The following is a 26,975-nucleotide window of genomic DNA, read 5'->3' as shown; positions in this document are numbered from 1 at the left end:
GCCCCTTACGCAGCCGCTTTTTCGAGGCGACGCAGGCTACGCTTGAGCATACGCACCAGGTAATCGGTCAGCACATTGATGTCGGTCGGCGTGTTTTGCACACCGTTCCACGAGGTCACGAGCACCTCGCTGAACTGCCACATGCCGCGGGTCCAAGCGGTATGGGGTCGCAATGCTTCCAAGCCCACCACGAACTTGTCGTAGGTGGTCGGGCAGTTCGGCAGATCGGCCGAACACAGTTGCTCCATCACGAAGCCCATCGCCACCAGGCCCGCACCATGGCGCAAGCGCGAGGTCTTCGGGTTCATGCCATCCCACTCTGCGCCAAACACCTGTTTCACGGCCCGGAAGTAGTCGTTCAAGAGTTGGAAGGCATCTTCTTCGAGCGCCACCAGACCCTCGGGGGTGGCGCCACACTGCTCAATCAAGCGGCGCACCGCGCCGTCGGAGGCCGAGTTCATGACGATCTTTTGCATCGCCGTGTCGCTCAATACGCCTTTCGGATTCGTGTGCTGGCGGATCTCGCCGTGTAACACCGAGTCCTCGCGGAAGTTCAAGCGATCGACCAGACGCGCCGCGAATTTACGAGCCGTGAAGCGCTCAGGCAAACCTTCCACGGTCGGCAGCAGTTCATAAATCAAAGCCTTGGGCAGCGGACGCGTATTATTGATCAACACGAATTGCTGGCGCAGTTCGTTATAGTCCTTGCATACCAGTGCCGACACGAACACTTGAAAACCCGCCTTGCGAATCCCGGACAGGGCAGTCAGGCGCTGCTGGCCATCGACCACGAAGCCCGGACGGGGCTGACCTTCCGGAACGCTAATGATGACGTCGACGATCCCATTGCCCAGGTCGCGGACCTCGACATTGTCGAGGAAGGCAACGATGACGGCGTTCGGCAGCAACGCGTCTTCGCGCGACAGATAGTCACGAATCTCTTTGATATGCGGTGCCACCTGGTGGCGCTGGAAACCCTTGAGTTCGCCATTATCTTGGCGTCCAACGCGGTCGATCTCGGAGAAGCCAAGCACATCGGCGGGTTCGGCCGCGAAGCAAAAGACGTCGTGCCCTGCAGCTTGTTGCGCTCGGATGGCTTTGAATTGAAAAGTTTTCACTGGGTGTTCTCCAGGATGCGTTGAACGTGTTGGTGATACACGCCGAGGTTATGAAAACCACGGCGACGATTGCGGTTGGCCGAGCGGAAAATGATGACCTCCACACCAATGGCGGCGCAGATGTCGCAGCGGCAGTGCTTCCAGGGCGCCGCTTTGAGCGTGCGCTCCACCTGGAGTCGGGTCTTCACCAAACTCTTGGCGTGCTTGTCGCTGTCGCCACTGAGCGTCAAGAACTGCTGATAGTCCATTACCGCCTCGATGGTCGCTTCCAGCGTCTCTTGCCCCTTATCGAAAGCGCGCATGGCGGTCAGCGTGCGCTTTTCGCGCTGGACCAAATCTTCGGCATTGAAGATGCCTTGCTTGGTGCCCTGCATCAGGCGGCTGTTCTCGGTCGCTTGCGGGATGCGGATCGCCGCGTAGTACTCCAGGCTGCCATCCGCTTGCGGCACATAGTAATTCGCCTTTTCGTCCATGAAGGCGCGGATCAAGGGCGAGGTCGAGTCAAAGCTGGTGATGCCGTAGCCCGTGAAATGCTGGATCGAGTCGGCTTTCGCAAAGCCGAGCAGATGGATGTCCGTCTCTGGCTTGATCACGTCGCGCAGCGCGCGCAGCACCTGGTGGATCACATCGACTTTTAATGGGACCAAACCCCCGATCGCCAGGTAGCGGTAGCCCATGTCTTCGAGCTGCTTGGCCGCTTGCGCAATGCTTTGCGGCGACCAGCCTTGTACGGCGCCCATGGGTTCAAAGGGCATGCCCTCGGCCATGCAGATGCGCAGAAACTCGCGCGCGTTCTCCAAGGTCAAGTCGTAGCGAAAGCGGATATCCTCTTCCATCGCTTCGCGCGGCGGGTTATCGGTCTCGCAGGCAAAGATGATGTGGTCGGGCGAGACGCCATGCGTAAACCCGGCGTCCGCATAAAACTCAAACACCTCCATCGGCGAGTACGACGGCTTTTCTTGCTGGACGTAGGCAAACGCGCCGCAGTCGCCCATTACCATCGCATCCTTATACTGCGGCCCATCCAAGCGCAAGAACTTACGCACGCCATCGCGCAGCAGACGCTGCTGCTCGGCGGTCGAGTAACGCACCTTCGATGACGCGACCCCAGGCGCGGGACGCACGGCGCTCATTGCTACGAGCAAGCCGTCATACGGGGTGGGACGCATCATCTCATGCGCATAGCGATCGTCCCAGTAACGGCGTCGTCCCGCCGCGTTCCGATCGTTAATAAAATCGTACTCAGGATCAACGTAGTCCTGGGTGTCAGAGTAAAGGAACTTCATTTTCTTGCTTCACTTGTATAAGCGCGTACCAGGGCGTCCTGGAGGCGCTTTTTGTCTTGCGACGTACTTTCGATATCGTTCCAGCGCAGCCCAATCGATTCCCACACCCCAGAGGTCCATCGACAGTAGGGCGCAACTTTTTCGACTTCTCTGCGCACCGACGCATACGATTCATTCGCACCCGACAGGCGCGCATAAATGCGATCCATCAAGACGCCCATCGCCAAAATGCCAGCCGAATGCATCAAGCGGCTCTGACGGGGATCCTTGCCCCAAGCGTCAGGGAACACATCCCGCACCACCGCCCAATAAGTTACGAGAATCGTGCACATCGCATCGATGTCGCCAGGCTCGGTGTCGGTCGGCTTATACGGGGCCAGCGCGCCCAAGGGGTTCGATAAGCTTTGCCGGATCATCTCGACCACCGAGGTGTCCGTGATGACCGCAGTGCTGTCTTCCTTCTTGTCCGACGGGCGCTTAATCAGGTTATAAAAAGGAGACTTGTTATTTCGGTTAAGCCAATTGCAGAGCTCGCTCGGCACCTTCCTCTTGCGCAAATCACGCGGCAGCAAGATATTGCGTGTCTCCGGCAACAATTCATCGATCAAGCGGCGGGGCAAGGGCTTGGCTTTGTTGACCAACACGAACTGCTCGCGCTGCACCTCAAGGCTGTCGGACACGAACGCCACCACCGGCACTGGAAACGCCTGGTTCGTCGACCGCGATAGGGCGAGCGAGCGCTGTTGGCCATCCACGATCCACGCTACACGACTACCGGCTTCAAACACAGGAATGGTCAAGGTCCCAGTCTGCCCAACACCTTCATCACCGCTCGGACGCGTGCCCCGTGAGGCAGTGAAGCGCACCCCGGGCGACATCGCCAAGATGAGCGAGTTAGGGAACAAGACATTGCCCTGGTCGAGGTACTCGACGATTTCCTTCACGTGTTGTTGAATTTCCGGACGCTGAAACCCTTTTAAGAGGTCGCGCTCATCACGCTCCACCCGAGAAATGTCCGCGATCTTCATGATGTCGCCGCCTCGAATGAAGAAGGCGTACACATCTAAACCGTGCCCCTGGATCGTGTGCAAGGCGCGCACCACTAACTCTTGCTTATCCATTGCCGCGCCTCTCATCATTGCGTTCGACAAGCACGTGTTGGCGCAGCGTACGAAAGCGCGACTGCTCACACGACACCAAGGCCTCATCGCGCAGGTAGCGCAGTAATCCGGTCGCCGACCCGTTCAGACGCTGCCACTGTTCGCGCAACAGCGCGATGATTTCCTCGTCGCTCTTTCTTTGGCGCTCGGGCAGAGCCGGCTTTTGTAACACTGCGAGCGCTTGGCGCACCTGCTCGTGTGCCTGCTCAAGTGACAGCGCGTGACCGCGTACGACCTCCACAAAATGGCGTAATGCCCGCTGCGGGAAATCACTGCGCGTACCCGCATAGCCATTCAGCCCCTCTAGCCTCTCGTCGTAGGGCATTGCGCTATTTTGCAAGCGGGGTGCCAGGCTTGCTGCGCCATGCGGTGAGGTCACGATCCGCAAGCGCGCCAGCGCAGCGTCATCGAGCTGGGCGAGTTCGTCCGCCAATAATTCTAGATACGCCGCCGGCACCGCGAGCAGAATCAGCGCAGACGCCGACGCTTTGACTAGTTGCGCTAATGAGCGCTGCGCCCCAAATGCCTGAACCAGCGCTTGCCACCATGCCGCCGGCCCAGCGTGCAAACGCAGCAGGCACTGGTATAGGCTGTTATCGGCGGCGGCGGCCACCGTCACGTCGTATGAAGGAATGCACTCATCGGCGCGCACTAAACCGTGCCCCGCCGACGCGATATACAGCGGCGCTGCGGCGGCTTCTGCCGCCTGCCGCGCTTCGCTCATGGATCGACCCATATACAGCTCACGTGCCGGATATAGACCGTCCGCGCTTAGGGACTGGACTTGCTGATACCAGCGCTGTGCCAGCGCGACCACAGAGGGCGCATGCTCTGCGCCCTCGAGGGTCAGCACGGTGCCACTTTTTTTCTTCCTGTTCGTGCAACTCGTGATGACGATAACGTCAAGCGCTGGGCTCATTGTAAAGTTGCTAATGTAAAATTTAAGGAAACTGCGCTGGTAGCGCATCCATATTTTCGCATTTGGCGCACTTAATTACTAGATATGCCATGCGGCATGTTGCAGTTATTTGGATGTTTGAATGGCAAATGACACACAACTGTTCCAGTTACCTGATGGTGTGCCTGTCAAGTTCGTTGAGAACGCAGATGTGATCGACTAACAACGATCTGGCTATTGACTTATTGTTGCTAAAATCAAACAATAAGTCATGTCAAAGATGAATTTCCATCCGGAATCGCTGTTCAACACCTTCGACGGTGAAACCTCGGTGTGGACGCAACTGCAAGCCGCGCTGCGTGACCGCGACGGCGACACCTTCTATCGCTTCCCGATTGTCAGTGCAGAACGCGGGTTTCTGTATGAACCCGATATGGTTGTCGCGCTACGTGGCTATATGCCGCTCGTCCTCGAGTGCAAAGGTTGCCGTTTAGCGGACATTGAGCGCGTCAATGGCGCCGTCTGGACCATGGGCGAGTCCTGGTATCGCGCGAAAGAAAGCCCGCTGAATCAAGCACGCGATCAAGCGATCGCCTTGCGCAAGATGCTGGCGGATGCCAAAGCGCCCAGCGCGACAGTGCACAGTTTGGTTGTGCTTCCTTTTATTGGTCGCCAAGAGTTCGAACAGCGGCTGGGCGAACTGGCGCTCACGCCTGGGCTCGTGTTTGCCGATGACCTCGCTTTACCCGAGCGCTTTGCGGCCCGCATCCTTGACGCCGTCTCCAACTCGCCAGTGAGCCCCGAAGGGTGGAACCGCTTGGCCGAAGTATTAGGCGCCCGCGATCGCTGGCTCGTCGATGACGAGCCTATGCCGCCGGTGCGCCTTGCCAGCAGTTCCTCCGCGCCCGTATCGATCCCGGTGCCACAAGGGCAGGGTGGGCCCGGCATCAACATCCTGCGCTATCCCGGTCGGCCGCCCACCGCGGACGAACTGCGGCAAATGCTGCACATCGATGAGGGGACGCCTTACACCTATCTGGTCGCGACGGCTGGCCTAGAACGGCGCCGTCGCAAGCAGGGTTTTGGTGGACAGCATCAGCTCAAAAAAGATCTGCGTGCCCATGTCGAGCGTCCCGAAGAGATGCAACTCGTCTTTCATAAAGCGCTGCGTCACTTCATGGCCCGACCCATGCTGACCAGGACCGAAGAGCGCGTGTTGATTCAACGGGCAATCAAAGCCCTCGCGCAAGACGATCGTACGGTGGCTGACCAATTGCGGCGCGACGTGTTCGCTTGGCGCGACGTCTTGGCCGAGTTAGAAGAACAAGGGGTGGACCTGAGCGTTGGCGACCCGCATCCCGCACAGTGGGCCCATCCCGAACTCGAAACGATCGCCACATCGCTGCAGGGGATCTATCGCAAACTCCGGTGCGGTGCGGATGGCACTAAGCTCACCTTCGAAGAGGCGGCGCGTCACTACCTCAGCCTAAGCTACGTGCCGACCCCGATCGTGGTCATGGAAGGATTTACACGCCTGACACCGCTGCAGCAAGAATTTATTGAGTGTTGCGCACGTAGCGCTGGCGTCAGCCTATGGATTGTCCTGCCATACAACCCTGCTCAACAAGCTGGTTTTAGCGCGCTCGATCGTACCTATGCGCCGTTTATGGCGCGGGCCCGCTTGGTGCCACTGGCTACGCCGCCGCTGGGCGTCACGCCGTCCTTAGCGCATTTACAGACGACGCTGTTTTCGACCAGTGCAACCCCCAGCCCGACGGGCGGCACGATCGGCGACCAAGCTGTGTCATTAAACGCCTTCCCGCATCGAAATGACGAGGTCGCCTTCTGCGTCAAAGAGGTGATCCGCTTGCTGGATCACCTCGCGCCCGACGACCTGGTGATCGTTTGCAGTGATCCGCAGAGCATGGCACCACTGCTACGCGAAGAAGCGGAATTGCACGGCATCCCTGAACTGTTCACGGTGCCGCCGCGCCAACTGCTGTTGACCCCGGTCGGCCGCTTCATTTTGGTGTTGTACGAAATCTGGCGCGATGGCACGCTCGAGATGGAACCGCAGCAGTTCGCGACCTTGCTTGCGGCGGGTTGGCTGGGCGCACCAGCCCAACGCAGTGCAGAACTCTTTGTTGCCGTCGCCCATCAGCATTTCACGTTTTGCCGCAGCGAGGCCGACTGGATTGACGCCTTCAACACCATTGGCCAACAGGCCGATGGGGATACCATCCTCGGCAGCTTGGCGGACCGCTTACCTTCGTCGCTGGTCACGCTCGACGACTTAAATGCTTGGCGGACGGCGCTCGCCAGCATCATGCGACTGTGTCAGCGCATTTTTACCACTGGCGAAAAGCCGATCGGCCAACACATCAGCTTCCTGCTCGACGAGATCGAGCAACTCGACCCCTATCAGATGCTCCAGACCGAACGGCAGGTGCTGAGCCAGATACAGGCAGCGCTAGCCGACCTAAGTGAGAGCCGCTCGGTGGCGATCGACGCCAGGGAATTTGGCGAAGTACTCAGCAGCTTGATTCATGAGCGTCAGGATGATGAGGACGGTGACTTGCCCGGCAGTTCGCCGGGTAAGCACCCACACCAAGTCTGGGTGGTGGGGCCGGAAGGGGTCGATAACATCAGTTGTCACACCGTGTTCTTCTTGGGCGCAGACGAGAGTCGGATGCCCGCGCCGGGCGCGCCGCCATGGCCGAGGATGGTGTGGTCCGCAGATGAACACGTTGAACGCCAGCGCTATCGATTCTTGGCGGTGGTGCGCGCAGCGCATCACTGCTTACTGGTCTCGTATGCGCACCAAGATTGGGATAAGGAGCATCAAGCTTCGCCTTACCTCGACGAAGCCGCACGCCTATTGGCACGTCGCCTAGAGGTGCCGCGTACCAGCGCTGCCACCGCAGCGCCCAAGGATCAGGCCAGTGTCCGCCTCATCCCGATGAAGCGCGAGTCCTATACCCTGGCCCAACTCGCCACCTTCCGTCTCTGCCCCTACCGCTTCAAAATGGAAGTCCTTACTGAATGGGCGGGACGGTATACGAGCCCTTGGCAATTAGAGTGGCTAGCACGCGGCGTCTGGTTGGCTGAGACTTTCAACTATGTGGCGACGCAGGCGCCTGGACGCCACACAGCGGAGCAGTTTTGCGCGCTGATTGAGACGGCGATTGTCGCCGTGCGTCCACAAGTGCAACTGCGTCTGCCCGGACTGCACCAACTCGCCTGGATCGGTGTCGAGCATAGCGTTCGCAACACCATCGGATACCTACTCAAACCGACCGGCCAGCGGCAATTGCCTTTGCTAGGGGTGGTCGTCCCCCATCCGCGTAGCCAAACCTCCCACATTGGTATTGGCGCCGACCGTAGCGTTGCGGTTGTCGCCGAAGCCGACTTCCAAATCTGCCGCGGGCCCTACCTCAACTTTATTCGGGAAACGAATCAGTCGGGCGTATGGCTGATCGTGGGAAGCGACAACCAACCGATCAGCGAAGATGCGGACCCGGACCCGCACATCTTTAAAACCTTACGCTCGGCCGTGAGGTGGTGGGGGGATCTGTGGTTCGCGATGATCCGAGACGATGAGGATTTACACCCGCAGCACCGCATGGAACTCGCCGATTGCATCCAAAAACTGGAGCAAGGGAATTTCCGCAAGAACCCTGGCGACCATTGCCGCTACTGCCCCGTTGCCGATACCTGCATGGGCTTAAAACCCTGATCCGTCCTTATGACAGCTCCTTTGCACCAAGCGATTCCCGTCAACGCGGAACAACAGGCCATCATCGGGCACCTGCGGACCCATCCTCTGACCGTCGTCAGCGCCGGCGCCGGTGCAGGTAAAACCTACACGACCGTTGCCGCCATCATCGAACTACTCGGTCATCGAGAGGCCAGCGCCGATCAGTTCATCCTGATCACCTTCACAAACCAGGCGGCAGACCACCTGCGTCGTAAGCTCTTTCAAGCCTTGGGGGCCCAGATCACGCACGCGCAGCACGATCCTGCGAAGCGCATGTATTGGTTGGAACAGCAAGAGCGTTTGTCATCCGCGTTCATCGGGACGATCCACGGCTTCTGCCGTCAAATCCTCAAGCTGCATGGCTATGGAGCAGGGGTGTCACGTGACGCATCGATCAGCTTTGCTAGCCGGGTGCGCGACGAAGTGATTGAGGAGCGGCTCGAACACTGGTTGTCCACCGCGACCACCTCAGCGCTTGCCTACCAAGTCCGCTCTGGTGCCTATCCCATCTATGCAATCCGCAAACTGCTCGCACGCATGCTAGACGGGGTCCGCAACCAAGGCCTCCGTGCCAGTGCCGTACGCGACGCTACCCTAGGGCGTGACGACGAGACTGGCAAAGCGGAACGGGTCGAACTTGCGCACTTGCTGGCGGAGGTCGAAGCCTACTACCAGCAACGATGCCAAGAGGCTCAACAACTCGATGCCGCGGCCTTGCTCGAGAAAACCGTGGAATTGTTCCAGTCCGAAGCTGGCCCTCAAGTCGCACAGTCTCTGGCGGCCCGGTTTCGCTTCTTGTTCATCGACGAGTTCCAAGACACGACCGAAACCCAAGCGGCGATTGTCGACGTGCTGGCGCGTGATATGACGGTGCTGGTCGTCGGTGACCGCAAACAATCGATCTACGCATTCGCTGGCGCCAAGGAGTCGCTCCTCGAGGGATTCGCGGTTCGACACAGGACGACCTGCTTGCCCCTCAAAATGTCGGGGCGACCAACCCTCGCTTTGCTCAGCGCCCAAAACGCATTGTTCAAAAAAATGCGTCAGCGCTTTCGCGAACTCGACGATCCCCTGGTGGCCAATGCACGCAACCACTCGGCCCAAGATGGCTTACCGCCGATCGTGGTGATCGTTGAACCTGACCACGATGCCACCGCCGTCAACGATGCGACCGACCGCATTCGGAACTTGCTGGGCAAGCAGATGCACCGTCCAAATGACGATGGCGGACAGCGCCCGATTCGGCCGGCTGACATCGCCGTGCTGGTGCGCACCAACACCGAGGTCGACACCTGGGTAAAGCACCTCGAAAGAGCCGAGATCCCAGTGCGCGCAGACACTGGCATCTCTTACCTGCGTCAGCCCGAAATCATCGCTATGTACCGCTTCTTGCAACTGCTCATCCGTTACCCGGATGACGTTGCCCTGGTCGAAGCATTGTCCACGCCGCCGTTTGAATCGGTGGACTTGCGGGACGAAGAAGCCCGCATTTTGAACTACGGTAAAGAGCGCGGTAAGCCCCTGACCGACAAGTACGAAGCCACTTATGCCGAACATGCCGGGCAGGTGCGTTCGTTGATACAGCGAGCACGCACCGTCACCGTTCCCCAGCTGCTCGGCCTGGTCGAGCAGACTTTTCAATTGAAGGCGAGCTACCGTCAACAAGGATTCGACAGCGCCGCCGTCAACCTCGACCGCCTGCGTGACTACGCCCGCAACCGCTTCGATAGCGACCAAGCGCTGACCTTGCGCACCTTCATCGACATGCTACGGCGCGACATCATGAACGATGAAGAAGCGCGCGACGTCGCCCAGCACGATAGCGATGGGGAAGGGCAGGTGACGGTGATGACCGTGCATCGATCGAAAGGGCTCGAATTTCCCGTCGTCGTCTTACCCGGGATCGAAAAAAACCGGCTTAAATTCCACCCACCCGAGTTCGTCGCCAACATGGCCTTGGGCCTCGAACTCAACGTGCCGCAACTGGGAGTGTCCCCATCCACCGATTTCCAGGCCCACTGGGCGCAAATCCAGCAAAACTTGCTGTCCGAAGAGATGCGTCTGTTTTACGTCGCCGTCACCCGCGCCAAGCACATGGTCTGCATGTTTGGTGTCCAGAAGACCGGCCCAGGCGCCGCCGACGCCCTCAGTTGGCAAAATGAGGTACTCAACGCCAAAGAGGTGATGCGCCAACACGGCGCCAGATTCCTGAAGGTCGACGTCCCTGACTAAGCCGCCGAGCCCGACAACAAGACCGATCGATGCCAAGCGGTGTACCCATCTGTCTGCTATCCTGCGCGTCCAAACAAGCTAGGGTAGCCGCATGGCAGCAAAGGCTGATGCCCCAAGGCTGAAAGTCTGCAACGATCAGCACAACGGAAACCAGTGACACCCGACGCAATCAACGACAAACCAACCAGGGCGCCATAACGCGCCTTGGCCAGAACAAATGACCTCATATGCAGTACGCCATCATCTACATCGCCACACTCGTCGCCGCCAACATGGCGATCGCCTGGCTAGGTCCCACCGCGATGCCGGTGGTCGCCTTCCTTCTAATCGGTCTTGACCTCACCTTGCGTGACCGCCTACACGACCAGTGGCATGGCAAGCGCCTATGGCCGCAGATGTTCACGCTGATCGCCGTGGCCGGCGTGGTCTCCTACGCACTCAACCCCGTCAGCGGACAAATCGCGATCGCCTCAGTGGTCGCCTTCAGTGTCGCATCGCTCGCCGACGCCGTCGCCTACCACATGCTAGAAGGGCGTTCATGGGCGATCCGCGCTAATGGCTCCAACGTCGTCGGCGCCACCGCCGACTCGCTGATCTTCCCACTGCTCGCATTCGGCACCGCACTGCCCTCGATCGTCCTGGCGCAGTTGGTCGCCAAAATCGCAGGCGGCATGGTCTGGGCCCTGCTCATCGCCTGGCTCGCCCGTGCGACGAAACCGAAAGCAGCGTAAGAGGCACTTGCAACTGGACACGCAGTGACGACGCAGCCTCTTGCAAGATGTCTCAACCCAAGTAAATCCATACACGTGTTACACAAGGCTGCCCTGAAGTGAGGGCAGAATCTCCTCGTTAGATCGTAACTTCTCCAGCATCGCCGGATAGTCTTCTTTGGTTCGAATTACCATCAGTCGCACAAGACTATTCGTGTGACAGCGTAGTAAATCTGCCTTCTCAAAATCTTTCCCATCTGCGAGCAATAGGTTAGCTTGTATTTTTGGCTCTTTGTTCTCTCGATCAGCTGAGGTGGGGTACGGCACAATAAGCCAACGATCATAATCCAACGCCGCACGAGAAGCGTGGAGGCTACCACCCTTCACATCTGATTGCATCATTACTACGCCTTGAGCTAGACCTGCTTGCACGCGGTCGCGCTGCACGAAGTAAGCCTTTTGCGCTCCTTGTCCGAAAGGATACTGACTGACCAGTGCTCCCCCCGCATCGAGTATGCTCTCCGCAAGTTTTCGATTTGCGCTTGGTGAAACCGTATGAAGCCCGTGCGCTAAGACAGCAATGGTGTGAGCACCCGTTTCTACGGCTGTACGATGAGAGATTGCATCACATCCAAGAGCCAGACCACTGACAATGCTCCAGCCCTGCTCACCAAAGTACTTGGTAAGACGAACCGTAGCACCTTCTCCATGTGGCGTTGGCTCACGCGTACCAATGATCGCGATGGACTTAGCGGGGTCAGGTGCAAGGGTGCCACGCACAAACAACAAAAACGGATCGTCTTTTGCCCTCGCAAGCAAGTTCGGATAACTAGGATCGAATGGGGACAAAATCCAAGCTTTATAGCGTTCAGCTTGATCAAGTTGGGATGCCGCAGCCTCAAGTGCCCTCGGCCATGCGTCCTGGTCGTCTAAAATTTTTCTGAGTTGAGGGACCTGCGTTGCAACGTGTTCGACCGGGAGAGACTCAAACGCCGGAACCGCCGCGATCTTTCGGAGCATTGCAGGGCCGACCCCCTTTAACATGGAGAAGGCTAACAGGAAGGCAGTTTTTGCAGAGGTCTCGATCATTCCACGTCACTAATGTTCTTTGCTAAAGAAAACAATGTTACATCGCCGGCCCCGGCCGCTTGCAAGTATTTCTTGGCATAAATTAAAGTAGAGCCAGTTGTGGTCACGTCATCGATCACAACATAAAGTGCATCATCATGTACCAGTTCGGGGCGATTGACGAAAAGATGGTCCCTCACATTCGCGAATCGCTCATCCTTCTTCAGATGGTCATTGCTGTTAGAACGTACCCCGGCTTTGTAGGCCAGTAAACCTGGAACAAACCACAAACCCCGCTCCCTGGCTTGAGCTTCGCCGCCATAACTGGTCTGAATTTGCTGCAAAAATGCTTCTAGTCGAGCTGAACGGCCGGGGCGATGCGGTACTACTGTAACAAAGATACGGTCAACGCGACGAAGTATCGGGTTGATGAAAGTCCGAACTGCTGTAACCCACTCTGCCGGGAACACTGCGGAATTTTTATGCTCTTGGATTGCTGCTGTTAGGTCGTGCCATGCTTGGCGTCGTTGTAGCGACTCGTAGTTTGCAAATGATCGACCAGCGCAGTGGATGGGGTAAATCCCTCTCTCTTCGGGAGCGAAGTGGTTAATCCGGTCGAAGCGACCCCAAGGGGTGAATCTTTGTGCCCCGATTAGCAGTCGTTCAAGCTCTGGGAGGAAGGGCTCCGGGTTGTCCAAAACCCGAATCAGTTCGTTCGGACTGGAGATGATGGCGTCAGGCACCCGTTCAAGTGCCCACCAGTGCTCGTTTTGCGGCTTCGCTGGCCAGTATCCCTTGTTCAAGACAACCCAGCATCCGGCATGGTACGCGGCACGAACATCGCTTACACCATCGCCCACCATAACTATGCGCCGCAGGTCTGCAACTTCAAGGCGCTGCATGGCAAGCAAAATGCCATCACCGGATGGTTTGGTTCGCTCCACGTCTTCATAGCTGACAACAACGTCCCATCTAAATGTCGGGTATGCCCACTGCAAAACCGTCTGCGCATAGCTGCTCGGTGACCGCGTGAAAACACCCAGTTTCATCTGGGGGAAACGCAGGCGGATCATGTTGAGCGTCTGTAGCGTATAGATGTGGCGGTTACTACGTCTGTTCAGCTGCACACGAAGTTGTTGCTGGTAGACCGGGTCTGCATTTCGCTTTCCAGCCAGTCGAAGTTCTGCTAAATCTTCTGTATCAAGAAGCGTCTGGTCCAAATCGAAGAGACAAAGTTCCAGCATGGTTTCTCATTCAGGTTTTAATTATTGTCAATAATTTACGCCAAATGCGAATGCTGGGCAACTTATAGTTAATTTGCGACTTTTTACATTGTAAAAACTTGTGTTCTATAAAACGACACAATTCGTCCACGTATTTCATTTAAAATCGTTTGTCGCGAATCGTGAAGATGCTCGAAAGCGAGCCTGGATCTGTTTCCCGTGGGCTCACCATGTACTAATTCGCTTGCTGGATAGGGCTGTTAGGTAAAGCTGACCGTGCCAAGTACAGCTTTTCCAATTGCGACAGCGAGCAGCGGTTAGAGAGGACCTAGCGGCACTTATCGAGGCTTATGAAGCTAGATACTTCCCAATGAGCTAGCAGACCTAGTTGAGGCGATTAAGAGCGCCTAACAAAACCGTTCGACATACCGCCAACAGATGAGCGAGCAGGCAAGCGAAAGGAACGCCTGGTGCACGTCTGCCCGCCGCTCATGTCGAATGCGCAATCTGCGGAAGCGGTGCAGCCAACCCAAGGTGCGCTCGACGACCCAACGCCATCGGCCAAGCCTTTCGCGCGACTCCACGCCGTACCGCGCAATGCGCGCTGCGATGCCCCGACGGCGCAGCCAAGCCCGATGGGCTCTCGAAGCGTACGCTCGATCGGCATGCAGCTTACCTGGACGTTTGCGAGCACGGCCTGCCAGCCCTTTAACTGCCGGGATGGACTCTACCAGCGGAATGAGGAAACGCGAGTCGTGCACCTGCGCGCCCGAGATCTGGGCTACTAGTGGAAGCCCACGCTCATCCACCAGCAGATGATGCTTGCAGCCGAGTTTGCCGCGATCGGTCGGGTTTCGGCCCGTGTGCTCGCCTCCGGCAGGTGCCGGTACGCTAGCAGCGTCAACGCAAGCTCGATCCCACATGATCTGATCGTGCTCTCGGAGCCGTCGCAGAATCGCCTCGTGAATACGCTGCCAAACGCCGGCTAGCATCCATTCGTGGAGGCGACGCCAGCATGTCATGCCACTGCCGCAGCCAAGTTCGCGCGGCAGGTACTCCCACGGTATTCCAGTCTTGAGGACAAACAGGATTCCGGTCAGAGCAGCGCGATCATCGATACGTGGGCGTCCGCCTTTCGGCGATTGGCGATGCGCCGGAAGGTGAGCTGCTATAAGCGACCACAGGTCTTCGGGAAGAAGTGCTCGGGCCATGGCATCAGTCCGTCTACGAACACGGGCGCTATGTTAGCGCCCAGACTGAGCCTGCGTACGTCCGCAATCGACCTATTGTGTTGAAAAACTCGACTCGGTTGCCGACATATAACGAAAGATCGATAACTCGACTGTCCAGAACGGCCGCTACGCCTCGATCGTCGGTCGTTTGGCGCGCAGAGGTGTCCAAAAATGTTCCGAAAATGTTGCCATCCGACTTTTTCAACACAATAGGCCGGAACCGGCCGGCGAACCAGCATAGCATGTTGCCAACGCGGAAAAGTCACGGACTGTCGCGATAGGCAGCTGCCGACCCAAAGCAGACGGTCCGATGGTTAAAGTTTTAAATCGTATTCGTCTGGTGAACTGACAGCCATCGTGAGCCTCGTCCCGCGTTCTAACTGGGAGACCGCATGATCGCCAACCCAGAACGCCTTAACTTTTCTGAACCGTTTGCGAAATGCTGAAGCAAACAGCTTCATGAGCTCCTGCGACTGAGGCGATTCAGATGCGGTTGCCACTCGCCCATGCAAGAGGACCCCAGGCATCCTGACGCCGCCTGCTGTGATAACCACGGAATCAGGATTTATTAGCTGGTCAACGAGATAATTCGTCGGCCCGTCTTTTTGCGGCATTTCCCGGACCACCACAGCGCTCGACTTGCAGAGAATCAGGTAGCTGTCGCATGCTATTGATGAGTCGTTGTTTGCCGTTCCGAGCTTAGGAATGCTCGTTCCACTAAGGATTACCTCCGGCTCTGGCCGAGCGTAACGTCCGGTTCGTGCGTACTTTAAAGGTTTGCTGGCTTCGGCAAACTCAAAGATCGGTAGCAAATCTTCCTTTGTCGCGTAGAACAAAATTTGGGTCATTGCTCACTCTCTTTTGTTGCGGTCTATGTCATTTTTATAGCTGTTCGACTGAAGGTCCGTTTTTGGCCGAACCCGGCCTTTCGGCTCAGCATAGCGGGTTGTCATCGCGAGAAAGCAACGGATCGTCACGACTGACTAAAGCGATTCACTGCAGACGTTCGCGGCGTATTTACGTTGTAGCGAAATAGATGATCGGGATCGTAATTTGGATCAATGAATACACGATGCCAATCCAGTGCCAAACGCGTAGCACTAGTTTGTTCTTGAGCACGGCAAAGCCGAAGTAGATGAGCCCGGTTAGAAAACTGAGTAGTGCGATCGCATACGCTAAGAGTGAAATCATCATCAGCCCTATAGCGTCGCCACCAGCAGGGTGGCCAGCTTCACGTGCCGCCATAAGTTGAGAAAAGAGCAAAATAGCCAGTGTGCACTGGTAAGCTACCAGCAACCATACCAATCCCGAACATCGTGGCTGTTCTGCCGCTTCTCATCTGAGGCCTTATTTGAAAATTCTGGATCGTACATCGTCTGCTCTTGGCCGACTACCGCAGTCCAGTGTACGGCAGGAACCGACCCCAAGCAGACGTTCAGTTAGGTTTTAATTGCGTGTAGGGAGGTAATGAGAACTGCACATTGTCAATCGCTAAGCGTGTCCTAAATGGGCCATTAGGCGAAAGCGTACGCGTTATCACTTCTTCCGGGACATTGTAGTTATAAAGCATCAGTCTCACTCGATGGGGACCCACTTCGTTAAGCAGAGTAAGCGCCGCATTTACATACGCTGCGTGAACGTAGTTTTTGCGACGGCAGACATAGGCAAGACCTGGGAACATGGTTCTTCTCCGTGTGGAACAATGGCGCGGAGAAGAGTTGCTAGTTCACTTCGCGGAACGTCTAAGTGCATCCACACTACTCTCTTTGGATCACTAACGTCGAAAGTCTACTTTTGGCCGACACCAGCCGGTCGCAAACGATTACAGCTGACATTAGCCTTCCACTTACGCTTTCGCTTCCTCTAAAGCCTTTCCCGACGCGATCCAAGCTTTGACCCACGCCGGCTGGCGCCCACGCCCGCTCCATTGCTGGGTTGGATCGGCAGGGTTACGATACTTAACCTCGACAGTGCTTTGCTGAAACGTCTTCGACGTTTTGATAGCGCGAAGATCTTTTTCGGATAGTCCGGCGCTCTGGGCAATGTGAAGGATCTGCTCACGTGCCTTGCTGATACTGAGAAAATGGCGTGTTTTCAACTCGTCGATCACTTGTACTTCAAGCGCACGAAGTTGGGCAATCGAATATTTGGACAAATCTTGCATGGTTGGCCTGGTTTGTTGGCTTGGGAGAAGGCCATACCGTAGCATACGCACGCCTTTGATGGGGGTATTCGCGGGCAAGCGGCCTGGAAAGGCTGCACTTCACAAGAACCGATTAGGAAATTGCGTTAGCAGGCGCGATACACGCTTGATGCGTTCGCGCCTAGCCACTTTTGTCCTTCTATACGGCTGAGTATTCGGTTGTCGTTGCTGTCGCGACAAGTAATGGGTGCACGAAGGTTCCAGCCATGAGCGCCCACAATGGGACTCCTCAACCACGGAGGAGGTGTCATGGATTCGAACACTTGTAAAACCGAGATCGTCGGGCCTTGGAATAAGGGACGTCTTGTCGGACAGAAGCTTCCTTTGAAGTTACGCGAAATATGGGGGATCCGTATTCGCTTACAACTATCCGAACGTTGCCGCGACCTTGCCCTCTTCAACCTCGCTATCGATAGCAAACTGCGTGGCTGTGACCTGATCAGCCTGCGCGTTAAGGACATATCGCAGGGAAGAAGCATCTTTCATCGTGCGATAGTGATGCAACGGAAGACCAGCAGGCCGGTCCAGTTCGAAATTACGGAGCAGACCCGGCAGTCGGTGCTTGCCTGGATCGACCGGCGAAATCTCTCAGGAAGCCAGTACCTGTTCCCGAGCCGAGTGAAAAACTCGCCGCACCTGTCCACCCGTCAGTACGCACGCATCGTTACCAGGTGGGTTGAATCCATCGGTCTGGATGCGACAGCGTACGGAACACATTCGATGCGGCGAACGAAAGCGACACTCATCTACCGGCGAACGAAAAATCTTCGAGCGGTCCAGTTGCTTCTTGGGCATACTAAGCTCGAAAGCACTGTACGGTATCTTGGCATCGAGGTCGATGATGCCCTTGAGATCGCGGAGCAGACGGAGGTCTAACTCGAATTCACAGCCGACTGCCGCCGGTACTTGATGATCGGCTGGAGTCGGCCAGGAGCTGCCGGTGACTAATGCGCCCATCGCCCCAAGGATGAACACATCCGGCGACTGGGTGTCCTATGGTTGACAATACAAGGGAGCTCCATGATGTCCGCCCTTACTATGGCGACGCAGCAACCAAAGCGAACCTTGCTACGTGTCTTGGGACTAGGGTTCGGCATCGCTGTGGTTGTTGGCGGAATGATAGGGGCCGGAATACTGCGGACCCCAGGATCCGTTGCTGCGCAGTTGCACAGTCAATGGATGGTTTACGTCGTATGGGCAGTGGGCGGCTTGTACGCACTTGTTGCGGTGAACAGCTTTGCCGAACTTGCAACTTGCATTCCCAAGGCGGGTGGAGGCTACGTATATGTGAGGAGAACATACGGCGCGTTCCCAGGGTTTGTCGCCGGGTGGAATGACTTTGTCATCAACACAATCGCCATCGCCTATCTTTCCGTTGCGGGAGGCGAGCTTCTTGGCGTACTCATCCCTAGATTAGAAGGTAGCGAGAACCTGCTCGCCCCTGTCGTGGTCCTGGCGTTCGGAATATTGCATTCGTTCGGCATGCGTACCAGCAGCCTTGCTCAGCAAATATCCAGCTTGCTTAAGGTGCTGCTGCTTGCTGGCCTGATCGCTGCTGCGCTCCTTGCCAGCAGTCCGCCAGCGAACGCCATGGCTAAGGTAGCCGCCGTTACAACGAGCACCGAGAGTTTGCTCGTTAGCTTTGCGGCTGCCGTCGTTGCCACGCAAATGGTAATGGAAACGTATGCCGGCTGGAACTCCAGCTGCTATTTTTCAGAAGAAACGACTGATCCAGGAAGGACACTACCTCGGGCAATGTTCACTGGCGTGCTGATCGTCATTGCCATGTACCTACTTGTCCAGATGGCGCTTCTGCATGTTCTGACTCTTGAGGAGCTCAGCGCTTCCAAGTTTCCAACGTCGGACGCCATGGCCAAGGTATTCGGCGAGAAAGCACGCACCGGTGTCATCGTTCTCGGGTTGATTGCAATCTTAGGGATCATCAATACCATGATTTTGTACACCCCGCGAACCGTCTACGCAATGGCTCGGGACGGCCTCCTTAGCGACCGCGCGACCTACGTCACAGCGGGCGGTACGCCGTTGGTTGCACTGTGGGTGACGGCTGCAATGGCGACATTCTTTTCAGCTTCGGGCTCCTTTGAAACCTTGCTCGCGATTGCCGCCTTTTTAGGGCTGATCGGAGACGTCCTTTGCTATGCGGCGCTGTTCATATTGAGAATAAAAGAGCCTGACTTGCCTCGGCCTTTCTGCGCAATTGGCTACCCATATATTCCTTTCGGAATTTTCATTGTCGCTTGCATTTTGGTAGTCATTTATTTGGCCGGGAATACCCTGCCAAGCCTGGCGGGTGTGGCGGTTCTGCTCGGCGCTTATCCAGTCTTCCGATATGTGTCGAAGTCGGTCAAAGAGCCGCAACAAGAGCGGAAAAACACGAACTAACGGCAGTAGCGGAACGTCCGCTCCAGACATTGCTTTGCCTATCTCCTAGCTCACGTATTGGTAATGAAGTGAGCATCGAGCGCGGAACATTTTCGCTTTCATATGATTCTGCAAAGGGGGCGAACGCAGTCACAGTCGAGTTTGACGAAGATCGCGCGCTTGGCGGCATGGTCCTTCGAGTAGTCAGTAAGGGCAACTGAGGCGAGCGGCCTTAAGTTGTTACGTAACCGATTTGTTGTGTCCGCTTCGGGTCGGGTCCGGCCTGTCATAGACTGGTAAGGCCAAAAGCGAGCGGTCGCAGACCATGCCAGCTAGGAACGGCTGGGGATGGGGCCTTCCTCAAGTGTGGCAAGGATGGGCGGTTCTAGCGACCTTTTTTGTATTGCTGATAGGTGGCGTAACGGCTTTGGCATTCTATGGGCCGATGTTCGTAGCGCTGTATGGCTGCGCGCTGGGCGGTCTTCTGTTGGCTGTGGCGTTCTGAAAAGGAGAGCCCCAATCCGGCAGGGACAATAGCTCACCTTGAACTGCACATCGAATGTCGGGTTCGGGTCGATAGCGGGCGTACGCGACCATAGTCCCGGCACTATTATCGAAAGTTTTGCTAGGTAGTTACTATTGGTTGGTATTCTTCAATTATTGATGAGCTACACTTATTCTGCCTTTCTCGTGAGGGAAATCCCAAGAGTCATTTCTCTTCCGGCCCGCTATCTCCGGTGGGCCTTTTTTATGTTGAGAGCAACGAGATACGAGATCAATAACTTGTCCCCAGCCTTAAGGCGCGTCAAGCAAGGCCAAACAGCGCTTTTATCGACCGCTGGGCAAACTGGTCGTACCGCCACAAAGTTCTGGTAGATGGCCAAAGGAAATGATGCTCAGGAAACGAGGCCGTCGGTAGCAGATAGATTTGAGAAGTATGCTCATTGGTCTCGTCCATCCGAACCCAGATAACGAAGTCGGCCGCCGGCGAGAACCGAATCGTCACCTTCCAGCATGGGTGGCTGCGCTCATACCGGCATCGGGTACAGATGAGACGAACCGTCACGCCGTTCAGGCGATAGGTGCGCGGGCTGAGCTTCTCAACCTGAGCCTTGGCCGCGGCAGCGCATTTTTCCAGCTCAATGGCCGCATCGCGTGTGATACAGCGCATGCGATACCTGGTGATTGTGCTGCGTGATAGGCACGGCCTGCTCACACCAGCCAAATCCATGGCGGCGACAATACCCTTGAAGCGAAAGGCGTAAGACTTCACGGCTGGCCCACCGCTGGAATTGATCAAGTCGGGCGTGACCTTGCCGTGCTCAACGAAGAGATCTCGCAGCACGTCCAGCATCTCGTCGTGAGTCCACTGTTTCCGCCGACGCTGGCGCTCGACTCGTGCCTCTTCCAGCTTTTCACGAGATACAATGGCTTCGAAGGCATCCTCAACCTTTATCCATGTATTTGGCGCATTTAGGCGTCTCGACGTTCTGAACCGTTGCGTGCTGCGGTTGAACACCAGCGTGCCGACATACTTGTCGTTCGTAAGGATCTGCTTGACGAGGTGAGACGACCAAGCTCGGCCAAACCCAGTCTCGACTCCTTCACTATTCAAGCGCCGGGCGATACCAATATCGGTGAGGTGCTCGACGAGATACATGTCGTAGATCCGCCGAATGACTGCAATCTCTTCGCCTGGACCGGGCGCATATCTAACACGATCGGTCGACATCGGCTTACGCTCGCCAGGGCCGAGCACTCCTTTAGCCTGACCAGCGGCAGAAATTGCAATGCGTCGCAATCCATACCCAGCTTGCCCACCTTGCTTGAACCCAGCCTCAGTGAAGCGACACTGTGCGCGAAAGACCTTGGCTGACAGCTCCCGGCTATATTCCGCTGCCATCGCGCGCTTCAGTCCCTTAAGCACAGCAGCGAGCGGTGATCCATCATTACTGAATGGCTCCGCGCAGTATGCGACAGCGATGCCTGCGCGGCGGCAGGCGTACTCGTAGTAGGCGCTCTCGTCGACGTCCTGGAAGCGGCCCCAACGGCTCACGTCGTAGACGAGAACGATGCTGAAATCGGCGCTGCCGGACTGGATATCAGTCAGCAGCTGTAGCAGGCCGGACCGGCCATGCAAGGTCAACCCACTTCGGCCCTTGTCTTGGTATATGCGCGTGATCTGGAAGTCATGTGCTACTGCATATTCCTGCAGAGCTGCCTCCTGATGATCGGTCGAATAGTTCTGGTGTTCAGTAGAGGCACGAACATATAGGGCAGCACGACCGGCGGAAGCTGTCAGCATTCCTCCTCCGGTTGGTCAGCTGTGATACGACCGAACATCCCGTCGAGCGATGCGAACCGCATTGAGGAATAGCGCTCTAGGTTCGACTCCCGCAAACGGATCGGTCGAGTCGCCAAGTCGGCCGCAGACACCAGGAAGTAATCAATGATCTCGCCCGTTTCCCTATTCAAGCGGCCGCTGATGATGAAGTCGATTCTGGGCCTTGCGAATATCCTCCAGGTCCGTGAGCAACCTTGGGGGGCGTATGGGACGGCCACCTCAACACGTACTCGCACACTATCGTTCAGCTGCAGGACATAACGCTCTCGTGTTCGCTCTACGGTCGCCTCCGCGGCTCGGGCGAGTTCCTCGACTTGTACCAGCAGTTTCTTCCTCAGGCCCGCCAGCTTTATCCTGCCAGCAAACGTATAGGCGCGAGAGCGAGGCAATCCGGCTGCATCGTATGCAAGGACCAGTGATCCGAAAGCCCTGACGAACAAGTCCGGATCTGGTAATGCTGGGTCTTCTGCGATGATCTTTGCGCTGAGCTTGCCGTGCCGTTGATGACAGTCTTGAAGTAGCACGATCAGTTCGGACCTGTTGTATCGTCGCATTCGCCGTGCGCGCTCGACCTGCACCGCTTCAAACAGCTCTCGGGAAACGATGCCGTCGAACGCGTCTGGGTTCACGATCCATTTATCTGGTGCATTGCACGTGCGTGGCTTGGATAGCTTGCAGGTGCGCCTGTTGTACGCGAGGGCACCGTAGTATTTGACGTTGGTCAAAATCGTGTGGACCATGTCGTATGTCCAGGGTCGGCCCCACTCGTTCCGAACTTGCTCGGCATTGAGCAGCCGGACGATGGCGCGTTCACTGAAGCCATGTTCCATGTAGAGCGAGTAGATCCGCCGGACTGTAGCCACCTCGTCATCCGGCCCCCAGACAAGAACTACGCGATCTGTTGCTGAGAACTTCGATTCGCCATGCTCAAGTATGGCTCGTGGCGTTCCACAAGCCTTGATCGCAAGGCGCCTGAGCCCGAAGCCAGCATGGCCACCTTGTTTGAACCCCATTTCGATGAATCGGCATTGCGCGGCGAAGACCTTCTCGGATAGGTCGCGACTGTACTCCGCGGCCATGACCCGCTTCATGCTTTTCAGTAGCGATGAGTAAAGCCCGCCATCATTGGCAAACCGCTCACCACAGTAGATCACCTCGATCCCAGCGCGGCGGCAAGTGTGCTCATGGTATGCAGCCTCATCAATGTCCTGGAATCTTCCCCACCGACTGATGTCGTACACGATGATGTGGCTGAAGTCAGGCTTGGCCGACTGTACGTCTCGCATGAGAAACGATAGGCCGGCGCGCCCCTTGATATCGAGCCCGCTTTTACCGTCATCGACGTACTCTCGAATGATCGGGATATCGTGGGCTGCTGCATATTCTCGAATCTTGGCGCGCTGGTGATCCGTCGAGTAATCTTGGCTCTCTGTCGACATGCGAACGTACATCACAGCACGGTTAGAGGAACACTCGACCATAACAGCCTCCAGTGTTGAGACAGCTCAAAACTTAGTGGTCAACTTGAGAGACTATCTAAACACGAGTAACGATGACGCACGCAACCATGAGCCCAGCCATACTTGCAGCCGCCCTCGAATTGTCCCGCATCCACGGCATAGCCTACGCAGCGTTTTTCCTGCTTGATCGCGACATCGCTTTCGAAGTCATTGCAGAGCTACTTTGGAATGCTCGCCCCCGGTGTGAGCTTTATCCGCTCGAGCACCATTGAATGAAAGCAGGCACGACGAAAATAGTGAGCAGCCGCTAGGTCTGCGCCGTGTCGATTCAATTGGACTGACCAAGTAGAACCGCTGTCAGCCAGCTGCCGTCGTTTGGCTGAGGCCGCTATCGACCCAAAGCGGACCTAGCCCAGCTTCGTCAAGCACCGGACCGACGACGTTCTCTGTTGGGATCGTGCGGCCGACAATAGCCAGCATGGCTAACGATGCCATCCGCTCTGCCGTCGCTGCTAATACTCACAGTCACGAGGAACTGCTGCCCCCACTGCTTCTTGTCATAGTTCGCCCTGGGCCACGGAGAGGGTAAAAAATCGACGGTGATATACGCCGCATTGATTGTCTCGAGCAGGATGCCGGATCGGCTCGCTAACTTTCGAAGAAGGAGGTGATAGTCCGCGAGCACTTGTGCGAACTCCGGAGACAACGGCTGCATAGACGGCGCAAGCAAGTCAAGCGACACCGCACTTTGCGAATATTGCTCTGCAAGCGAACGCAGTTTCCCGATTGCCCAATAGCCAGCAAGATCGTTGTTACGGCTAGCGAACGACCCGCACAATCCGGCTGCGATGTTCGTTAAGCGTGCGCTTCTCGGCATAAATCAGATCAATAAAGGTAACGAATCTCGGCGTAGACGATTATTAAACAAGGACCGCTTGTGGCCGAACTCGGCCGTTCGACACAGCATAGCAGGTTGCCGAAGCAGAAAATTCGAAAGCGGTTACGACCGGCGGGAACCGACCCTAACCGGACGTTTGTCCTAATGCCAGTCCGGCTCAGGAAGCACTGTCACATCTAACGCGACTATCTTAATGTATGCAGACCGAATCGCGTATGTTCGTGATGTAGAGGCTTCGTTATGGTAAAACATTAGCTATTGGAATTAAGAATCTTTTGCGCCAAAAATAAAATAGAAGGCCTAGGACAGGAAACAACGCGGATGTTGCCATTTTTATCGAGTTGCCGGCATCATCAAATGAAAGAATGCCCGGATAATCCAATTGTTTTCCGAAACGCACACCACTCACTGCGTAACCAACAAAATCTAGGCCGGCATGCAATCCAATCGCGAACCAAAGCGATCTCAACTGAACTGACACAAATCCTAGCAACATTCCTACTACAGATGCACTTACGACAAAAATAACAGGTCGATGAGTGCTATAATGTAGTAAGCCGAAAAGAATTGCTTGTAATACGATAAAAATTAACAAAAGTCGGGCCGATTTTGGCTTGTAATTTTTAATAAATATTAATGGCGCCCTGAAAACAAGCTCTTCAAGTGCGCCAGCAAATATCGAAACTATAAAAGATGAGAGCAGAAGATTAAAGGTGAAATAGTTTGCTAGATATAAAGAATTAGTGGCGAGGTGAAGAATTGTGAATAACAATAACGAAAATAGCGACGCAATTAAAAATCCGGCTACAAGCCCAGCGGGGCTCGACAATTTGGAATTGCCGATATGCCCCCTGAATAAAACACCGATTATCATTACCATGGCTATATCTTGTATCGCTATCTGCAGAATAACTCGGTCGAAAGTCGAACGATGCAACAAGTACGACAACAAAATACCGCCGCAAAATATAAGAGCTATAGATCGGATCTTGCCCATGAAATTTCAAAAACCGTTTTCTGAAAGTAAGAGGCGACCTGCATGCCTCGGATTGCTGCCTCTGGTGTACGGCAGCTTTCGACCCATTCCAATGGGATGGACTCCTCCTCCCCGCGAGGGCACGCAAGTGCCAAACTGGAGTTTCCACACTACCGGTTCAGGATGAAGGAGTCCGTCATGAAGCTTATCCGCGTTGGGGTCGACTTGGCAAAGAATGTCTTTCAGTTGCACGGTGTAGATCGTTCGGAGAAGGAGGTCTGGAAGCGCAAACTTGACCGTGGCAGCTGGATAAAGGTCCTGCTCGACAGAGTCGAGTCAGGTTGCGAAATCGGAATGGAAGCCTGTAGTGGCGCTCATCACTGGGCCCGACTGCTGCAGGCAAAGGGATTTACAGTCAAGCTGATTGCTCCGCAGTTCGTCAAACCCTACGTCAAGAGCAACAAGAATGATGCGAACGATGCCGAGGCGATTTGCGAGGCGATGAGCCGGCCGAACATGCGCTTTGTAGAGGTCAAAACCGTCGAGCAGCAGGACATTCAGGCTGTTCACCGGGTACGTTCGGGATTGATGGAAGAACGCAAGGCGAAAGCGAACCAGCTTCGTGGCCTGGCATCGGAATACGGATTGGTAGCGCCAAGGGAGTTGCTACACCTGAGGTCGGCGATCCCTCGATGGATCGAGGACGAAGATAACGGGCTGAGCGAACGTTTCCGAGGGCTCTTGCGCGGCCTATGGCGCGACATCATGTCCCTTGACGAGCGCGTTGAAGAACTCGACCGTGAGATCGAACAGATTGCTCGGCACGATCCGGTAGCAATGCGCCTGCAAAAAGTACGCGGCATTGGCCCTCTTACCGCAACGGCTCTGCTGGCAACGGTCGGGGACGCAAGTCAGTTTGCCAGCGGTCGGGAGATGGCTGCTTCATTTGGGCTCACGCCCAGGCAAAACAGCTCGGGAGGAAAGGAACGATTGCTCGGCATTAGCAAGCGTGGAGATGCCTATCTGCGCAGCTTGCTCGTGCATGGCGCGCGAGCAGTTATCCGAACGGCCCAGACCAAGACAGATCGACTGAGCACATGGGTAATGCGTATTGCGACAACCCGGCATCCAAATATTGCCGCGGTTGCGCTGGCAAACAAGACGACACGCATCGCCTGGGCAATGCTGACTAAAGGAACTGACTACCAACCGCAAGCCGCATAAGCACTGCTGTAGAAGTATCTGAAGAACAATCCGAACCACGATTGCATGACAAGCCGCATGATGGCCAACAGGTCGAACCGGCGCTGACAAAACCCGATAACGTCTGAGGCCTTTGAGCCCGTCATTGCGATAGGGAGTCAGCGTGCGAATAGCCCATCAGGGTCCAGCACCTCGAGCAGGTGCAGTAGTACGAGACCGGATATACGTGAGCAGTCGTACCTCACGGCCTGAAAGCGGATTGTTTGCAAAAGAGGAGGCGTCCATATACGGACGTACGAGTTTCAGCGAGGTGAGGCCGCCTCGCGCACGTGCCACAACACGCCGGCAGGATCGCAAAATTGCATCATGACCCCGCCCTCCTGCTCATGTGGAGCAGAAAGAACCATGGCTACACCGCCGTAACGATTAAGCAAATCGAGGCCGTCCAGATGCAGAGCCCACGCATGAATGTCTTCCACATACAGGCATAACATGCTGTTCGCCGCCCATGTCTCTACATAGTAGTCCTGCAGCCAAAAGCCATAATCCTGCATGACAAATTGTGTCGATTTACCGGTCGCGGCGGCCTTAGTAAAGCCAATATCTTCATAGAACCTGCTGCTCAACCGGAAATCCTTGGCCGGAACAAACGCCATCACATTTTTAATCTGGAGATTAGTTGTTTAGTTTCGTGTGATCATGTTCCGCGTCGTAGCTGGCCTTTGTTTCGTGCAAAGGCTATGCTGGCTGACTTGATTGCTGGGTTCAGCAGTCCCAGTGATCAATCCCACCAGGAGCAGTTTGCAGCATGAGTTCACGCATCCA

Annotated in this window: 21 protein-coding genes; 7 read left to right on the top strand and 14 right to left on the bottom strand. The window is 56.0% G+C overall.

The annotated features are described in order from the left end of the window. Positions 1–5: 5 nt before the first annotated feature. The 4 genes from dbpB (AB4Z32_RS20830) to AB4Z32_RS20815 are packed head-to-tail and all read right to left on the bottom strand — an operon-like array spanning position 6 to position 4,531. Complete coding sequence (gene dbpB / locus AB4Z32_RS20830; protein ID WP_442123782.1) at positions 6–1,118, bottom strand: DGQHR domain-containing protein DpdB; 1,113 nt, start codon at positions 1,116–1,118, stop codon at positions 6–8. After that, positions 1,115–2,404 (bottom strand): tRNA-guanine transglycosylase DpdA, encoded by a 1,290-nt coding sequence (dpdA, locus tag AB4Z32_RS20825; RefSeq protein ID WP_442123781.1) that lies wholly within the window; start codon positions 2,402–2,404, stop codon positions 1,115–1,117. Before dpdA ends, dbpB (AB4Z32_RS20830) begins: the two co-directional genes overlap by 4 nt. After that, positions 2,401–3,525 (bottom strand): DGQHR domain-containing protein DpdB, encoded by a 1,125-nt coding sequence (dbpB, locus tag AB4Z32_RS20820; protein ID WP_442123780.1) that lies wholly within the window; start codon positions 3,523–3,525, stop codon positions 2,401–2,403. Before dbpB (AB4Z32_RS20820) ends, dpdA begins: the two co-directional genes overlap by 4 nt. After that, on the bottom strand, positions 3,518–4,531 hold the full coding sequence (locus AB4Z32_RS20815) for a DUF6884 domain-containing protein (protein ID WP_442123779.1): 1,014 nt from the start codon (positions 4,529–4,531) through the stop codon (positions 3,518–3,520). Before AB4Z32_RS20815 ends, dbpB (AB4Z32_RS20820) begins: the two co-directional genes overlap by 8 nt. A 202-nt stretch (positions 4,532–4,733) precedes the next feature. Here AB4Z32_RS20815 and AB4Z32_RS20810 point away from each other — a divergent pair, with 202 nt between their 5' ends. The 3 genes from AB4Z32_RS20810 to AB4Z32_RS20800 all read left to right on the top strand — a co-directional run bounded on the left by AB4Z32_RS20810 (position 4,734) and on the right by AB4Z32_RS20800 (position 11,182). Then, the gene (locus AB4Z32_RS20810) at positions 4,734–8,198 is read left to right on the top strand and encodes an NERD domain-containing protein (protein ID WP_442123778.1); all 3,465 of its coding nucleotides are present in this window, start codon (positions 4,734–4,736) and stop codon (positions 8,196–8,198) included. 21 nt (positions 8,199–8,219) lie between these two features. Then, a complete protein-coding gene (locus AB4Z32_RS20805) occupies positions 8,220–10,451 on the top strand; it encodes a UvrD-helicase domain-containing protein (protein WP_442123777.1) in 2,232 nt (743 codons plus the stop codon). Positions 10,452–10,678: 227 nt separating this feature from the next. Continuing rightward, positions 10,679–11,182 (top strand): VUT family protein, encoded by a 504-nt coding sequence (locus AB4Z32_RS20800; RefSeq protein WP_442123776.1) that lies wholly within the window; start codon positions 10,679–10,681, stop codon positions 11,180–11,182. Positions 11,183–11,260: 78 nt separating this feature from the next. Here AB4Z32_RS20800 and AB4Z32_RS20795 read toward each other — a convergent pair whose 3' ends face one another. The 6 genes from AB4Z32_RS20795 to AB4Z32_RS20770 form a co-directional block, all read right to left on the bottom strand. Continuing rightward, entirely contained in the window at positions 11,261–12,250 is a 990-nt protein-coding gene (locus tag AB4Z32_RS20795) for a DNA-processing protein DprA (RefSeq protein WP_442123775.1), read from the bottom strand. After that, positions 12,247–13,473 (bottom strand): HAD hydrolase-like protein, encoded by a 1,227-nt coding sequence (locus tag AB4Z32_RS20790; RefSeq protein WP_442123774.1) that lies wholly within the window; start codon positions 13,471–13,473, stop codon positions 12,247–12,249. Before AB4Z32_RS20790 ends, AB4Z32_RS20795 begins: the two co-directional genes overlap by 4 nt. A gap of 386 nt (positions 13,474–13,859) precedes the next feature. Further along, positions 13,860–14,663, bottom strand: coding sequence for an IS5 family transposase (locus AB4Z32_RS20785; protein ID WP_442123773.1), 804 nt, complete (start codon positions 14,661–14,663; stop codon positions 13,860–13,862). 335 nt (positions 14,664–14,998) lie between these two features. After that, positions 14,999–15,532 carry a hypothetical protein gene (locus AB4Z32_RS20780; protein ID WP_442123772.1) on the bottom strand — a complete coding sequence of 178 codons (534 nt, stop codon included), beginning with the start codon at positions 15,530–15,532 and terminating at the stop codon, positions 14,999–15,001. 169 nt (positions 15,533–15,701) lie between these two features. Then, positions 15,702–15,980 (bottom strand): hypothetical protein, encoded by a 279-nt coding sequence (locus AB4Z32_RS20775; protein WP_442123771.1) that lies wholly within the window; start codon positions 15,978–15,980, stop codon positions 15,702–15,704. Between the two features lie 550 nt (positions 15,981–16,530). Beyond that, entirely contained in the window at positions 16,531–16,848 is a 318-nt protein-coding gene (locus tag AB4Z32_RS20770; protein ID WP_442123770.1) for an H-NS histone family protein, read from the bottom strand. 288 nt (positions 16,849–17,136) lie between these two features. Here AB4Z32_RS20770 and AB4Z32_RS20765 point away from each other — a divergent pair, with 288 nt between their 5' ends. Continuing rightward, positions 17,137–17,763 (top strand): tyrosine-type recombinase/integrase, encoded by a 627-nt coding sequence (locus tag AB4Z32_RS20765; protein WP_442123769.1) that lies wholly within the window; start codon positions 17,137–17,139, stop codon positions 17,761–17,763. A gap of 144 nt (positions 17,764–17,907) precedes the next feature. Beyond that, the gene (locus tag AB4Z32_RS20760; RefSeq protein WP_442123768.1) at positions 17,908–19,290 is read left to right on the top strand and encodes an APC family permease; all 1,383 of its coding nucleotides are present in this window, start codon (positions 17,908–17,910) and stop codon (positions 19,288–19,290) included. Between the two features lie 784 nt (positions 19,291–20,074). Here the strand turns inward: AB4Z32_RS20760 and AB4Z32_RS20755 are convergent. Together AB4Z32_RS20755 and AB4Z32_RS20750 are read right to left on the bottom strand one after the other, a co-directional pair. Next, positions 20,075–21,574 carry a recombinase family protein gene (locus tag AB4Z32_RS20755; RefSeq protein WP_442123767.1) on the bottom strand — a complete coding sequence of 500 codons (1,500 nt, stop codon included), beginning with the start codon at positions 21,572–21,574 and terminating at the stop codon, positions 20,075–20,077. Continuing rightward, entirely contained in the window at positions 21,568–23,064 is a 1,497-nt protein-coding gene (locus tag AB4Z32_RS20750; protein ID WP_442123817.1) for a recombinase family protein, read from the bottom strand. The genes AB4Z32_RS20755 and AB4Z32_RS20750 overlap by 7 nt, the downstream gene beginning before the upstream one ends. A 101-nt stretch (positions 23,065–23,165) precedes the next feature. Between AB4Z32_RS20750 and AB4Z32_RS20745 the strand changes: the two genes are divergently transcribed. After that, on the top strand, positions 23,166–23,345 hold the full coding sequence (locus AB4Z32_RS20745) for a hypothetical protein (protein ID WP_442123766.1): 180 nt from the start codon (positions 23,166–23,168) through the stop codon (positions 23,343–23,345). Between the two features lie 864 nt (positions 23,346–24,209). Here AB4Z32_RS20745 and AB4Z32_RS20740 read toward each other — a convergent pair. Further along, positions 24,210–24,968, bottom strand: coding sequence for a CPBP family intramembrane glutamic endopeptidase (locus AB4Z32_RS20740; RefSeq protein WP_442123765.1), 759 nt, complete (start codon positions 24,966–24,968; stop codon positions 24,210–24,212). Between the two features lie 177 nt (positions 24,969–25,145). On the opposite strand from AB4Z32_RS20740, the gene AB4Z32_RS20735 reads away from it, so the two are divergent. Further along, positions 25,146–26,171 (top strand): IS110 family transposase, encoded by a 1,026-nt coding sequence (locus tag AB4Z32_RS20735; protein WP_442123764.1) that lies wholly within the window; start codon positions 25,146–25,148, stop codon positions 26,169–26,171. A gap of 281 nt (positions 26,172–26,452) precedes the next feature. Here the strand turns inward: AB4Z32_RS20735 and AB4Z32_RS20730 are convergent, their stop codons facing one another. Continuing rightward, a complete protein-coding gene (locus AB4Z32_RS20730) occupies positions 26,453–26,806 on the bottom strand; it encodes a glyoxalase (protein ID WP_442123763.1) in 354 nt (117 codons plus the stop codon). Positions 26,807–26,975 lie beyond the last annotated feature (169 nt).

The sequence above is a fragment of the Massilia sp. 2TAF26 genome, from assembly GCF_052115005.1.
In the GTDB taxonomy this organism is placed as follows: domain Bacteria; phylum Pseudomonadota; class Gammaproteobacteria; order Burkholderiales; family Burkholderiaceae_D; genus Telluria.
Note: the sequence above shows the minus strand (reverse complement) of the source record. Positions and strands in the feature narration are given on the sequence as shown.